This is a genomic window from Microcoleus sp. Pol17C6, assembly GCF_036701145.1.
In the GTDB taxonomy this organism is placed as follows: domain Bacteria; phylum Cyanobacteriota; class Cyanobacteriia; order Cyanobacteriales; family Microcoleaceae; genus Microcoleus.
In genome coordinates this window covers 51,156-66,278 of sequence record NZ_JAUBQH010000014.1, presented here as the reverse complement: position 1 = coordinate 66,278, position 15,123 = coordinate 51,156, and the positions used below count along the sequence as shown (strand labels likewise).

General features: G+C 48.5%; 9 protein-coding genes. 6 read left to right on the top strand and 3 right to left on the bottom strand.

All coding sequences use genetic code 11. The features are described from left to right. Window positions 1-94: 94 nt before the first annotated feature. Both nusB and QUA25_RS09670 read right to left on the bottom strand, forming a co-directional pair. The gene (gene nusB / locus QUA25_RS09675) at window positions 95-727 is read right to left on the bottom strand and encodes a transcription antitermination factor NusB (protein WP_333037246.1); all 633 of its coding nucleotides are present in this window, start codon (window positions 725-727) and stop codon (window positions 95-97) included. A 272-nt stretch (window positions 728-999) separates the two neighbouring features. After that, window positions 1,000-1,725: a DUF502 domain-containing protein gene (locus QUA25_RS09670; protein WP_333037245.1), complete on the bottom strand. Its 726-nt coding sequence runs from the start codon at window positions 1,723-1,725 to the stop codon at window positions 1,000-1,002. 1,135 nt (window positions 1,726-2,860) lie between these two features. Here QUA25_RS09670 and QUA25_RS09665 point away from each other — a divergent pair. Next, window positions 2,861-5,695, top strand: a complete 2,835-nt coding sequence (locus tag QUA25_RS09665; RefSeq protein WP_333037244.1) for a PAS domain S-box protein — start codon at window positions 2,861-2,863, stop codon at window positions 5,693-5,695. Between the two features lie 773 nt (window positions 5,696-6,468). On the opposite strand, the gene QUA25_RS09660 is transcribed toward QUA25_RS09665, so the two are convergent. Beyond that, window positions 6,469-6,666, bottom strand: a complete 198-nt coding sequence (locus QUA25_RS09660; RefSeq protein ID WP_015176637.1) for a hypothetical protein — start codon at window positions 6,664-6,666, stop codon at window positions 6,469-6,471. A 383-nt stretch (window positions 6,667-7,049) separates the two neighbouring features. Here QUA25_RS09660 and QUA25_RS09655 point away from each other — a divergent pair, with 383 nt between their 5' ends. From QUA25_RS09655 to QUA25_RS09635, 5 genes are all read left to right on the top strand, one after another. Next, entirely contained in the window at window positions 7,050-7,400 is a 351-nt protein-coding gene (locus QUA25_RS09655; RefSeq protein ID WP_333037243.1) for an STAS domain-containing protein, read from the top strand. A 159-nt stretch (window positions 7,401-7,559) separates the two neighbouring features. Next, entirely contained in the window at window positions 7,560-10,508 is a 2,949-nt protein-coding gene (locus tag QUA25_RS09650) for a TIGR03960 family B12-binding radical SAM protein (protein WP_333037242.1), read from the top strand. Between the two features lie 814 nt (window positions 10,509-11,322). Next, window positions 11,323-11,451 (top strand): hypothetical protein, encoded by a 129-nt coding sequence (locus tag QUA25_RS09645; protein ID WP_333037241.1) that lies wholly within the window; start codon window positions 11,323-11,325, stop codon window positions 11,449-11,451. A 400-nt stretch (window positions 11,452-11,851) separates the two neighbouring features. Then, window positions 11,852-14,206 (top strand): Rne/Rng family ribonuclease, encoded by a 2,355-nt coding sequence (locus QUA25_RS09640; protein ID WP_333037240.1) that lies wholly within the window; start codon window positions 11,852-11,854, stop codon window positions 14,204-14,206. 1 nt (window position 14,207) lies between these two features. Further along, on the top strand, window positions 14,208-14,891 hold the full coding sequence (locus QUA25_RS09635) for a ribonuclease HII (RefSeq protein ID WP_333037239.1): 684 nt from the start codon (window positions 14,208-14,210) through the stop codon (window positions 14,889-14,891). The last annotated feature ends 232 nt before the right edge of the window (window positions 14,892-15,123 follow it).

Here is a 15,123-nt window from a genome sequence, read left to right as displayed (position 1 = left end):
TGCTAATGACTCTGGGTAAGGTTCGCGCCGGCGTGCACCCTCCGGGTAAGGTATTCACCAAGCACCCGGAGGACTAAGGACTAAGGACTAAGGACTAGGGACTAACAACTTCTGCATTGATTTTATCGACTACTCGGCGGAGGACTCCGTTAATAAAGCGATGTCCTTCGTCGCCGCTGTAGCGTTTTGCTAGTTGGACGGCTTCGTTGACGCTGACTTGTTCGGGTAAGCCGAGATATAGCATTTCGGCGATCGCGATTCTCATGATATCTCGATCGATCCGGGGCAACCGTTCTATTTGCCAGTCTACAAGGGCTTCCGAGAGCAATTCATCAATTTGAACACGGTTGGCGCTGACTTTCGTCAGGATTTGCAAAGCATAGGTGCGGACATCTTGCTGGTTGGCTAGCTGGATCAGTTCTGGAAACTCCATTGCTGAACCGAGACGGTTGATTGCTGTTTGGGTGAGTTCGACTGCTTCCCGCACCATTGTTCTAGCACTTTGTATATCGGCGGCGCGGATTTCGCTAGCAAGCAGTTTGTCGCTACTCCGCTGCACTTCGGATGCTGCTGCTTCTAAGGATTCTTGAACTTCTGTTGTCAGGGTACGGATGGCGGCGAGGAGAACATCTTGCAGTTTCTTGGCTTCTAAGAGTTCTGGATTCGTCGGCAGTTGGCTGATGCCGAGGAGTGCGAGTTCGCGTGCTGTTTCGCGGGCTTTTTTCATAGTTTTTAGATAGGAATTGAGAATTTAGGAAGTTTTTCGATCGCGCGCGGACTTGAACTTTAGCAGAAAACTCGACTAAAAGCGGTACAAGACCAGCCGTCTGACTCGCCAGCGGCGGGTAGTTTACAGATAGTTCACTGTCAAACCTAAGATTTATGCTCGAAACCGGGTGTCTGAGTATAGGCTTTCTCGGTTTGGGCTGGTTTTGTCGAAATATTATCTGCGATGGGGAAAGTTTACACTGTCTTACGGGCCACTAAAGATGTCTTGGTTCACTCTTCTTCGACTGGGACAGCCTGGTATCTTGATTCGGATACCAAGGGTTCGAGTGTTTTGCCCTTGATTTTTTCGGGGCTTACTGGAACTGAGTTGCTGGGGTTGACGATGCCGCCAGAGATGATGACTTTAAAGGCATCTTCGATCGACATTGACAAATTGACTAAATCTGCTTCGGGGACGATAGCGTACCATCCGGTAGTGGGGTTCGGAGTGGTGGGGATGAAAATGCCGATCGGGGTTTCACCGGAAAGGTGAGGTGGGATGTCGTTACTCTCGATCGTACCGGTCACAAATGCTAAAGTCCAGATTCCCCGCCGGGGATATTCCACTAACACCACGCGGCGAAATTTGTCGTTTGAGTTGAGGAGGGTTCCCAGCAGTTGTTTGAGGGTTTTGTAAACCGAACCCGCTAGGGGAATTGCCTGCAACACCCGTTCGCCAAAGTCTAGCAGCCACTTGCCGAAAATGTTGCGGGCCATTAAACCGATGACTAAGATGCTCAGCAGGGGTACAGCCAGCCCTACTAAAAAATTCAGCAGATTCACCAAAATCGGGTGGAGCCCGTCAAAAGGGTTGATCTGCTTGGGAATTTTGGTGAGAAAATTGATCACCCAACTGGCGACGGTAATTGTCAGCCAGATGGTGGTAGCTAAGGGGATCACTACCAATAGTCCTGCGATCAGGTCGTTTTTTAAGTCTTGTTTGATGCGTTGGAGCACGGCGGGTCAAATCTCCTCGTAACTGGTTGCCAATAACCTGAATAAAGCTGAGACTAAAGCAACTGCACGGGCTTTACTGGAAGTCACCATAGACGATGGTTTTCAATTCTGCTAAACCCTACCCTTTCTGAGGGGGAAGAGTTAGGGATCGCCGGTGCTGTACCTCTATTTTAAAGAATTATTGCAAGTTGGCGCTTGGTTTTAATATATGCGGGCTGTGCAGCAGCTCACCGTATTGTATATTTTAAGACACTTTGGGTTGGTTCAATCAATAAGCCGATCGGTCAGAGGCAGCCAGGGAGTCCAAGTGTAGGGAGTCCAGAGAAAATTTTCTGCGATCTGTATAGGAATTTAATTGGTCGATCGAGCTTTCTCAGATTTTCGGCTGGGTGGCACTTCGTTGTACCGAACTCAGGGGAACCTCTGCAGGTTGAGTGCCGTGTCTCTGCCAAAACCTATCTTTGGATAGATGCAGTACGACTATTTCTTGGTGTGTAGAGGTGATTTTTGATGGGCGACAGGGATAAACAAAGCAACAGTTCGCTACCATGCAACAGTTGCATGGTAGGCAAATCCGGCAAAAAGTAAAGCAGACAGACCAGCAACTTTGACTTTTTTGACAGGATTGATTGATATTTAGGAAATAAGGGCAGAATTCAACCGAATTCGAGCTTGAGAGGAGCGGCAAAGCAATATAGAATTAACTTGGGCATCACTACAAAAAAAAATAATCTGCCAAACGAGGTAGCAGTAGTTAGTAGCAAGCGAGATAAATTACTACATAGCTAGTTGTTTATAGCCAGAAGCGCGAAACTATTTGTTTAACAGGGTATAGCTAAACTGCTGCATAGAAGCAAGACTCCAGCGATGCCGATTTCTTGGAAGCCGACGAAAGTTAAGGAAAAACAACCGTACTAGCCGCTCAAGTCAGAGCGGGGATTTACCTCGCTGCAAACAGCAAAAGACTTGATTAGAAGCTAGGATTGAGATATGAATGCTCAACTCATGAAACCAATTGATTTTTACATTTTTTTATGCCATTAAAAACGCAAAAATTTTTTGGGCTTCACGGAACCAGCCGCAGCCCGATCAAATTTTGTGTCCGCTAATTAATATTTAAGTAAAAGGAATTTTTGTGAAAACGCTCAGTATCCTCTTAGTAGAAGACAGTCCCCTAGATGCCGAACTGATTGAGGCATATCTAATGGATGGCGGGCTCCAATTTTCTCTGGTGTGTGTGGAAACTAGAGAAGACTTTGCCACGGCGCTGGAAAAACAACGTTTTGACATTATTTTGGCAGATTATATGCTGCCTTGTTTTAACGGGATAGCTGCGCTGGAAATCGCCCACACTACTTGTCCGGGAGTGCCGTTTATTTTTGTTTCGGCTACTTTGGGCGAGGAAGTGGCGATCGAAACTTTGAAAAGCGGCGCTACTGATTATGTTCTCAAACGCCGTTTGATACGGCTGGTGCCGTCGATTGAGCGGGCCCTGCGGGAAGTTCAAGAACGGAACGATCGCAAGCAAGCCGAAGCACAGCAGCAGGAAAGCGAGGCTCGATTTCGGATTATGGCAGATACCGCGCCGGTGATGATTTGGATGTCGGGTACTGACCAACTTGGCGATTACTTTAACAAAGTTTGGCTGGAGTTTACCGGTAGAACTTTGGAACAAGAAATGGGCACGGGTTGGATGGAAAACTTGCACCCAGATGACTTGCCAGAATGTCTGGATATTTACCAAAAAGCCTTCGACGCTGGCAGCGAGTACCGGATAGAATGCCGTTTGAGGCGTTATGACGGGGAATACCGCTGGGTTTTGGGTACAGGCGTACCCCGGTACAGGCCCGATCGCACTTTTGCAGGTTACATCGGTTCTTACATCGATATTAGCGATCGAAAACTGGCCGAACAAGAACGCGCTGCGGCGTTGTCCCGCGAACAAGCAGCGAGGTTGCAAGCAGAAGAGACTGCTAAAGCGCTGCAATTGGCAAACGATAAAATTACGAACATTCTCGAAAGCATTACCGATGCTTTTATCGCTGTTGATTTAAATTGGAACTATACCTATGTTAACCACCAAGCTATTGAGCTGTTAGGCAGACCAAAAGCAGAACTGATCGGTCAAAAAATTTGGGATATATTTCCCGGGGCAGTTGATTTACAGTTTTACAAAATGGCTACCAAAGCATTAGCAGAAAAGGTAACAATCGAGTATGAAGAATTCGTACCGTTATGGAAGAAGTGGTTGAAGATGCGTTTTTATCCTTCCGATTCGGGTTTGTCGGGTTACATCCAAGATGTTACAGATCGCAAGCAAACAGAAGCTGCACTCCAAGCTAGCGAAGAAAAGCTGAGAATGTTAGCCGAAGCTAACTTGATAGGAATTATCTTCGGGGATGTCAACGGCGGCATCATCGAGGCCAATGATGAATTTTTGCGGATAGTTGGTTACACGCGGGAACAGTTGCAGCGCGGGGAATTAAATTCGATTGACATCACACCGCCGGAGTACCAGTCTCTCGACAAGAAGGGTATGGCAGAGGCACAAGCAACGGGGGCTTGCACTCCCTACGAAAAGGAATTCTGGAGGAGAGACGGCAGCCGGATTCCGGTGTTGATCGGATATGTTTTGCTGGCCCAAAAGCGGCAAGAATCTGTGGCTTTTATTCTTGACTTGACAGTTGGCAAGCAATTGGAAAGAGAACTGCACGATCGAGCCCAGGAATTGGCGCGGGCGAACCGGATTAAAGACGAGTTTCTAGGAACTTTGTCCCACGAATTGCGGACGCCACTGAATGCGATGCTGGGATGGGCACAACTGCTGCGAAACCGCAAGTTTGACGAAAAAACGACTGTTCGGGCTCTGGAAACGATCGACCGCAATACACGATCGCTGGCAACTCTGATCGAGGATTTGTTGGACGTGTCGCAGATTATTACTGGCAAACTGTCGCTGAATTTGCGGTGGGTGGATGTGATTTCGACTGTTGAGGCTGCGATCGATACTCTCGCGCCCGCGATTGCCGCCAAAAATATTGAAATTGTGACGGATTTCGACCCCACTACCGGGCGGATTTTTGCCGATTCCGGTCGTTTGCAGCAGGTAGCGTGGAATTTGCTGTCGAATGCGATTAAGTTTACTCCCGATGGCGGACAGGTGAAGGTAGAGGTGCGAAAGATGGAGAGGACTTTGGCCCGTGAGGAATCCGCTTGCTGTAAAAAATTGTCGCCCGCTAGTGTCGAAATTGAAGTCAGCGATACGGGACAAGGGATTTCAGAAGAGTTTTTGCCGCACGTTTTCGAGCGGTTCAGCCAAGCTGACAGCTCTACAAGGCGATCGTACAACGGATTGGGTTTGGGTTTGGCCCTAGTGCGGCATCTTGTGGAAATGCACGGGGGAACGGTGCAAGCCGAATCAGCCGGGAAGGGAAAAGGGTCGAGGTTTTTAGTGAAATTGCCAATTCAACAGCTTCATTGCGACGCTGGATTGTCTGTTGCTGGACTTGGGGAGTTGGCGATTCCTCCAAGCAAGGCGCGAGCCCCTGTAAAGGAGTCTTTTGTCAACAGCAATCTTTCTGGAGTGCGAGTCTTGGTGGTCGATATCGACGCGGATTCCCTGGATTTTGCCTGTACCGTACTCGAAGATTGCGGGGCTCAGGTGGAGACTGCTAGCTCTGGAAAGGGTGCGTTGGAGGCGATTGAAAGGCTGAATCCGGATGTGTTGGCGATCGATATCGGGATACAGGCCCTTGACGGAGAGGCTTTGCTGCAACAAGTGCGATCGCGGATGGTGGACAGGGAAATTCCGGCGTTGGCGTTCACGGCGGTTGGTAGGGTAGAGGAACGGATACGGGCACTGCAGCAAGGTTTTCAAATTTATGTACCCAAGCCGATCGAGCCTGCTGAGTTGGTCGCGGTGGTGGCAAGTTTGGCGGCGCGATCAAAGATTTTAGAGGTTAGATTTTAGATTGAGTGGGTTTTTTGCAAACTTTGAGGACCGAGGTCGTGACTACAAACCAATTTTCTTGCATTGGAGCGATCGGATAATTCTTAGGACTAAGAGCAACTGCCAGATTAAACAAAAATATGTAGTTGCGCTTGTTGTACGCTATTTCCTAAGCTAAGAGCGCACAAGCGCAACTACATACTTAAAATTTAAGCTTTATTTGTGACAGTTTGCCTGAGTCCTAATTCTGCCGAAAAAATGTTCGGTATTAATTAGACTTAAAGCTAATTTGTCAAGACCCAAAAGTTATAAATTTAATTTAGGTCATAGTGTGTAGTTTTTGATACTGATAGCAGTTTCTAAAAGGAATGCAACTGTAGACAAGTTCCAAACCCTGATCATCATCTGTAGTCCGACTTCTCAAATCTCAAATTTCAGATCTCAAATCTCAAATCTCAAATTGTAGGAGGTGCAAGGACGATCGCCCTTAACAGTCTCTCCTCAAATATCAAGTTCAGCAATTAGCTGCTTCATTAAGCATGACTTTTAGCTACAATTAACCTAATTTGTCATACCCCAAAAGTTATAGATTTAATTTAAGTCAAAGTTTTTAGCTTTTGATCAGAGGTGCAGGGACGATCGCCCCTAACACTATTTCCTCAAATATCAAGTTCAGCAAGGAGATGCTTCATTAGAAAAATATTGGGCCGACGTAAATGCTTCTAACACTCCTCTATTGCCCGCCGTGCAATGATTTTTTGGTTTTTGGATGTGGACAGGTCGCCCGGTTCCCACTATCGACGGCTAGATACCAATTGCACCCTGCCGGCATCCATTTCATCCATTAATAACTCTAAAGCCTCATAATCAATATCCGAGATGTACCCCAAACGGGTGAGCTCGTAGTTGATTTCGTTTTCAATGTCAGGCGTCAACTGCTTAATGTAGAGGGCTTTTTCTACAAGTTGACGAATAGCATGAGTTGCTTGCATAGTAAGTCGGAGAACTCCGTACAGTTTAATTTTCCTCTGAAGTGTCGAGCTAACAGGTGATCTAGATCAGAACTAATAAGTGATTTAAATTACATGGATCAGTTTTATCTAACAGCTAGGACAAACTCGATCGCAATTTTTAGAGTTACCAAGACTAAACCTTCAGGCCTAAATAAAAAATAGTATAGTAGCTTACGTTTCCTCCCCAAATCTTACGCAAAACTTCATAAAAAAGAGTCAATAAATAAAGATTCAGTAAAATTACTGATAACAACTGGTCAGTTTGCCTCAGATTAAGTTAGGCTCAGAGTAATCAAGTAGGTTTAGGCTTACATCCGTCCAGCGCAGTAGTTGAAAATACGTAGCAATCATAGGTTTGACATATGCAGACACTTCTTGCCCATAAACCAATTACGGTGATTCGACCCCTAGACTACCTGAATGCAGCCACCTGCGGAGAATTCGGACGGCAACTAATGACAGCAATTGCAGCCCCCGGGGTTGTAGCGGTACTCGTAGATTTGGGCGAAGTAAAATTTATTGACAGTGCCGGTTTGATGGCATTGGTCTCTGGCCTCAAGCAGGCGAAAAAAATGGGGCGCAGGTTTAGTCTTTGCTCGGTATCCCCTGGGATTAAGATGATTCTGGAACTTAGCCAACTCGATCGAGTTTTTGAAATATTTGAAAATGTCGATAGCTTTGATGCCCAAAACTCCTGCGTAAAACAACACTGATGTAAAACAACACTGATAGAGGCTGCTGGGCGACAAGAACAGGCAACAAAACACAGCAAATTCGGTTAAATGCCCGAAAAGACAGACGACTGTCGTTGGCGTGTTGGCAGATTTTAAGGTAGGCTGCTTAAGAGTCGCAAATATTTAGCGAGTCGAGCCGTGGCAGTAAAAGTCGAAGAATTACTTACAGCAGACATTAATCAGCCTGCTCGTTATCTGGGAAACGAATTGGGATCTACGCACAAGCCTTGGGACGGGGCATTGGTGCGCTGGGTTCTCACTTACCCAGAAGTTTATGAAGTTGGTGCTTCCAATCTGGGACACATCATCCTTTACAACATTTTGAACGCAGGGCCGAGACAGTTGTGCGATCGGGCTTATTTGCCCGCCCCTGACTTGGCAGCAAAACTGCGATCGACCAAAACTCCGCTGTTTGCCGTAGAATCGAGGCGATCGCTCACAGAATTTGATATTCTGGGCTTCAGCCTCAGCTACGAACTCGGAGCCACAAACATTCTGGAAATGCTGGATTTAGCCGGCATTCCCCTAACTTGGCAAGAAAGAGCGACAAACCGCCAAAACGGTCAAATGCCGCTGATTTTTGCTGGCGGGCAAACGGCAACTTCTAACCCCGAACCCTACGCGGACTTTTTTGACTTCATCGCTTTAGGAGATGGAGAAGAGTTGCTGCCAGAAATTGGCTTGATTTTGGCAGAAGGCAAAACAAATAATTTGAGCCGAGAAGCATTGCTGCTGGATTTAGCGCAAATTCCAGGCGTCTACGTCCCGCAATTCTACGATATGGCGGCCGACGGTTCTGTTCATCCCAACCGCCCGCAAGTTCCAGAACGAATTCTGCGCCGCGTGGCAACTCCTATACCAGCTTATTCGATCGGCCTGGTTCCCTACGTCCAGACAGTACACGACAGACTGACAGTAGAAATCCGCCGGGGATGCACTCGCGGCTGTCGCTTCTGTCAGCCGGGAATGCTGACTCGCCCCGCGCGCGATGTCGAACCGCAGCAAGTCGTAGAGGCGATCGAACAGGGGATGCAAGCCACCGGGCACAGCGAGTTTTCCCTGCTTTCCCTCAGTTGTTCCGACTATCTGGCACTCCCTGCAGTCGGGATGGAAATCAAAAATCGCCTGAAAGATAAAAATATCTCTCTGTCTCTACCCAGCCAGCGCGTTGATAGATTTGACGATAATATTGCCGACATTCTCGGCGGTACGCGACAAGGCGGTTTGACTTTTGCGCCGGAAGCTGGTACTCAGCGGATGCGCGACATCGTTAACAAAGGTTTGACCAACGAAGAATTGCTTCGGGGTGTCAAAACTGCGGTCGATCGCGGCTGGGATAAAATCAAGCTGTATTTTATGATCGGTTTGCCCGGAGAAACAGATTTTGATGTTCTGGGCATCGCCGAAACAGTCCGCTGGCTGCACCGGGAATGCAGGATAGATGGCAGGCGGGGACTGAATTTTAACTTGACAATTTCTAATTTTACGCCTAAGCCTCACACTCCTTTTCAGTGGCACTCGGTTTCTACTGCTGAGTTTTCCCGCAAGCAAAAACTCCTGAAGGGAGAATTTCGGGGGATGCGGGGCGTCAAGGTGAATTACACTGATGTGCGGATTTCGGCAATGGAGGATTTTGTCGGACGGGGCGATCGACGTTTGGCTGCTGTAGTCCGCCGCGCTTGGGAACTTGGCGCGGGTATGGATGCGTGGTGGGAAAGCTTGGATCAGGCTTATAAAGCTTGGACTCAGGCGATCGATGAGTCTGGCCTTACCTGGAAATACCGCCAAGTCGAAAGCGGCGAGTGGAATCTGTTTGAGAAGGAAGAAGGAAGTTCGGCAACGGATTCTGTAACGGATGTAACGGATGTCAGTCCGATGTCCGTCGGAAGTTCGGCAACGGATTCTGTAACGGATGTAACGGATGTCAGTCCGATGTCCGTCGGAAGTTCGGCAACGGATTCTGTAACGGATGTAACGGATGTAACGGATGTCAGTCCAATGTCCGTCGGAAGAGAAATCAACGAAGATTTTTCCAATTCTCCGGATCTCCCCCTCTCCCCTTCCCCCTCTCTCCCCCTCTCCCCCTCCCCCTCTCTCCCCCTCTCTCTCGATCAGGCCCTGCCTTGGGATCATTTAGATACGGGAATCGACAAAAACTGGCTGAAAATTGACTTGCAAAAGGCTTTAGAAGCAGCGACTGTTCCCGACTGTTCCTTTGAAGGGTGTTCGCGCTGCGGGGTTTGCGGCACCGATTTCGGACACAATGTGGTTGTGGATGCGCTGCCAATTCCAGAGTTTGCTGGGGAGTTTGTTCCGAATACGGAGCGGAAACAGCGTTTGCGGGTTTGGTTCGGGAAGGTGGGCGATATGGCTTTGGTTGGTCATTTGGATTTGATCCGATTGTTCGATCGAGTAGTCCGCAGAGCCGATTTGCCGATTTCGTTTACCGGCGGGTTTCACCCGAACCCTCGGATTTCTCTGGCAAATGCTCTGCCTCTAGGTGTTACCAGCACTGGGGAAATTGCCGACTTTGAGCTCACTGAGTCGATCGATATTGAGAGTTTTCGGGAAAAGTTGGCCGCTAAGCTGCCGGAAAATATTCCGATTTACAAGGTTGAGTTGATCGATCTCAAGGCTCCTTCTGCTAACCAGTTGTTAGAAGCAGCGGAGTACGTGATTACTGTCGCTGTAGGGGGTTCGCTGACAGAAAATGGCGAATTAGACGGGGACAATGCTGCTTCTGTCTCCGTGGCTCCTGATGCCAATTGGGAAGCTTGGGTTAAGACGATCGTCGAAACCGAAGCTTTTTGGCGGGTGCATACTACTAAGTCGGGAAAGACGCAGGATGTCAATTTGCGCGATCGACTGCACAAACTAGAGCTTGTAGAGCAGAAACCAGAAAGCAGCACCTCTGCCTCTGGTGGTACATCCCAAGGTAGAGCCGTCTTGCGCTTTACTGGCAGTTGTCGCAGCGATGGCAACTTGCTCAAGCCAGAACATATTGTGTTCATGCTCGAACAAGTCAGCCAGCAGGAAATTCAGCTTCTACAGGTTGAGCGTAGTCAGCTAATCCTGGGTTATGGTTAAAATAGGGAAGCCGTGGTGGAATATTTCACCTTCGGCTCTCGATCGGGATGTGTCGTTTCACGCTATAATCGCTTGTTATGGAAGCCGCGGTGGCTCGAGCGCTTTAGTCGCTCGCCGCCCTCGTCAACCAGCAACGCGGGCTGGGTGCAATTTGCTTCTGTTCAAGACTTCAAGCCTTTTTGTTGTACATTCACGGGCTCAATCTAGCGCCAAACCCGCCGGAGCGGGGTCTGAACCAAATTTAGCGATTAATTTCGATCGATCGACTGGTTGTCGGTGGTCGGCTTATTCAAAAATCTCACGGTTCAAACCGCAGAGCGGGTATTCAACAATAGATGTTTTTGGCGGGTCAAAAAACGGAGATAAGCCCCCGACTTAAGTCGTGGAGAACTAAAAATTTTAGATTTTAGATTAAAGTTCCAGCTCCCAGATTCATCTGTGGAGTAAATCTAAAATCTAAAACCTAAAATCTAAAATCGACTGACCCGTCAAAAAACGGAGATAAGCCCCCGACTTAAGTCGTGAAGAACCAAAAATTTTAGATTTTAGACTAAATTTCAATCTCCCAGATTCATCTGTGGAGTAAATCTAAAATCTAAAATCTAAAATTTAAAATCTAAAATCGACTGACTCGTCAAAAAACGGAAATAAGCCCCCGACTTAATTCGTGGAGAACCAAAATTTTAGATTTTAGACTAAATTTCAATCTCCCAGATTCATCTGTGGAGTAAATCTAAAATCTAAAATCTAAAATCTAAAATCTAAAATCGACAGACGAGGTTTTAGGGTTGGCAGGGGCGGAGGTTGCAGTCGAATGCCAAGCTGGGGTATGTTGAGTGCGATCGCACAAGAATTCAACAAAAGTCTAGGTGCTTTCACTCCTACCTACTTTCGCTCAAAACCAGCCCTCTACCACCACGCAAGCGGAGTTATCAGTTCGTAGTGTTAAGTTGTGTGTTAAGAAATTGGTACGGTGTCAATGAATTTATTCGCTGAGTTCAAATGAAGAGTTGTAAGTGTTGAATTTTGAGTATTGATTTCGCAATTCTCAACTCAAATCTCAATATTGCTAACTCGATAAAAGCCTCCTTATTTCAATCTCTCAGATTTATCTGCTGAGCATAACTCATAACTCTGTAAGGGCGGGTTTAACTACTTTATCTGTAACAGTTAACAGTGAACAGTCAACAGTCAACAGTTAACAGTGAACAGTTAAATTTCCTTCCTCCCTGCACCAACTCACAGCTCATAACTCTTCAAGCTACTACTAATTACAGTCAAAGTCAGAAACACTTTTGTGCGTAAGTGTCTCTAACTTGCTGCCAGTTTTTTGAGGAAATTGAATGACCAAGCAGATAGTTATAGCAGAGCAGCATCGTATTGCTGCCGTCTTTTCAGAAGATCAAATCCAAGAACTTGTGGTAGCCACAGGCAGCCATCAAGTCAGTGACATTTACTTGGGAATTGTTGAAAATGTACTCCCTGGGATAGATGCGGCGTTCGTCAATATTGGCGATCCAGAGCGTAACGGGTTTATGCACGTCACAGACCTCGGCCCGCTGCGCCTTAAACGCTCGGCAGGAGCAATTACAGAACTCCTGACCCCCCAGCAGAAAGTGGTGGTACAGGTAATGAAAGAACCGACGGGCAGCAAAGGCCCTCGGCTAACAGGCAACATTACCCTGCCGGGCCGCTATTTGGTACTGATGCCCTACGGCAGGGGAGTCAATCTCTCGCGGCGGATCAAGTCGGAAGCCGAGCGCAACCGCCTCAGAGCCCTGGCTATTTTGGTGAAACCGGCCGGGATGGGGCTGCTGGTACGCACCGAGGCTGAAGGGATGACCGAAGAAGCGATCATGGAAGATTTGGAAGTCCTCCAAAAACAATGGGAAGCCGTTCAACTCGAAGGCGGTACTTCGCGGGCGCCGGCACTGCTCAACCGGGATGACGATTTTATCCAGCGGGTGCTGCGAGATATGTTCAGCGGTGACGTGAATCGGATTGTGGTGGACTCGCAAAATGGAATTAAGCGGGTGAAGCAGCAGTTGATGAGCTGGAACGGCGGTAAACTTCCTGCGGGAGTTTTGATCGACCACCACCGAGAGCGCGCCTCGATTTTAGAATTTTTCCGCGTTAACGCTGCGATTCGAGAAGCCCTCAGACCAAGGGTTGATTTGCCTTCGGGTGGTTATGTGATTATCGAGCCGACTGAGGCGCTGACGGTGATAGATGTCAACTCTGGCTCGTTTACTCGATCGGCGACGGCTCGCGAAACTGTACTCTGGACAAATTGCGAAGCAGCAACGGAAATTGCTAGACAACTGCGGTTACGCAATATTGCTGGGGTGATTATTGTTGACTTTATTGACATGGAATCCCGCCGCGATCAGTTGCAGGTGCTGGAACATTTCAATAAAGCTCTCAAAGCTGACAAAGCTCGGCCGCAAATCGCTCAACTGTCGGAATTGGGGCTGGTAGAACTGACCCGCAAGCGCCAAGGTCAAAATATTTACGAGTTGTTCGGCCACAGTTGTCCTACTTGCAGCGGGTTGGGTCATCTGGTGCACTTGCCCGGGGAAGAAGACTTCGCCGCAGCCGTGCGGGAATCGGGCGATCGCACCGTTGCTACGTCGAACCGCGTTTTGTTGAATTTGCCCGAAGGATTGGAACGCCGCAGCTTGACGCCTGTGGCGGCTGCAACTCCTGCACCGGTGCGGGAAGAACGCCCCCCGGAACCTGCTCGGGCTGCTTGGGAACCTCAGAGCGAAAGTTTGGATTTTGAGACGGGCAGCAATGCCTCGCCTTTGGACTTGCTCAACCATCCCAGCTATCAGGATTTGGGGAACGGAACTAGACGCCGCCGCCGCCGCCGGATTGGCGAAGAGCCTTTTGCTCTGCCGGCGGAGGAGGAACCGGTACGCAGCAAGTTGCGGCTGCCGAATACTCCGAGCGCGCCCGTCGCGGATACGCGCTCTGAGTATCTAGCACCCCCCGGCATCCGCGCGGCTTCGGAGGGCTTCGGGCTGGTGAATATGGCGACTGTTGGCAGGCGCGAGGATTTCGATCGCGTGCGTCCGGCTAAGTCTGAGTTGATGAAGCCGATGGTGGAGCCTCCAGAGGTGATTTCGGTGGAAATGACGGCGGAGGAGCAGGATGTTTATGCGCTGATGGGGGTTTCTCCTTTGGTGCTTACTGATCGCAGCGTGAAAAATCCTAAGAATGCGATCGTTTCGGTGACTCTCCCCGGAGCGGCCCCGAACAAGCCGCCTTTTGAGCAGCTCGAATTTGAATTTGAACCGACCGCGCCTGCACAGAATGCTGAGGAACGGGATTATTATCCAGAAAGGTCGGTAGTTGAGCCTGTTTTTTCTGAGGATGATGAAGCCCAAATTTACGGCGAGAGTTCGATCGACGCAACTGATGATTTTGATCGGATGGAGGAACCCAGCGATGTGATGGGCGAATCCTATGAGCCGATCGAATCCTATGAGCCGATCAAATCCTATGAGCCGATCGAATCCTATGAGCCAATCGAACTCAATGAGCCGATCAAACTCAATGAGTCGATCAAACTCAATGAGCCGATCGAATCCCAGGAGCCGATCGAACCCAGCCAACCCAGCGAACCCAGCGAACCCGAGGAGCCTGCTATCAACCGTCGCCGCCGCCGCCGCTCGTCAGCCGTTGTGGATGAGTGATATGAAGTCAGAGGGAAGAAGGAAGAAGTCAGAGGGAAGAGGGAAGAAGGAAGAAGTAGAAATTTTTACTCTCTTCCCATCTTTCCATCTTCCCCTTTCCCCCTCTCCCTCGAACGCTCTAGTAATTGCGGGTGTGGATGAAGTCGGACGAGGCGCTTTGTTCGGGCCGGTGGTGGCTGCTGCCTGCATTTTGCCCGACGAAGTTCTCGATGAATTAGCAAGTTGCGGGGTGCGCGACAGCAAGCAGTTGAGTGCCGCAGCCCGGAGTCGGTTAGCCGTAAAAATCCGGGCTGTGGCGGTTGACTGTCAAGTTGGTGCGTCTTCGGTGCGGGAGATTGATCGCCTCAATATTTTGCAGGCTTCTTTGTTGGCGATGAAACGGGCGATTTTGAAGTTGAAGGTGACGCCGGATTTGTGTTTGGTTGATGGGAATCAAAGAATCCCCAATTTGGCGATCGAGCAAGAGACGATGATTAAGGGTGATGCGCGATCGATTCAGATTGCTGCTGCTAGTATTGTGGCGAAAGTTTGGCGCGATGAATTAATAGTACGTTTGGCTGTTAAGTATCCTGAATATGACTTGACAAATAACAAGGGATATGGAACAGCCAAACATAAATTGGCTTTGGAACGCTGCGGGCGATCGGCTTTTCACCGAGTGTCATTTAGTCCTTGTCAAAGATAGCTAGTTCTAGTCAATAATACAAGTCCGGTTAAACTGAGATGTTGCACCATTCTCGCTTAACAGGCTTTTCGCCCTGTTCCACAAAGAGTGAATTTTGTTGTGGGGTGGGCTTCTAGCCCGCCCATAAAAGGCTTAGTGAGAATGGTGCAACATCTCAGGTTAAGTAGAAATAATTCCACTCAAAAAAAGCGACTGTTCAAAAAGGTGCAGATTACCATATTTTACATAAAAA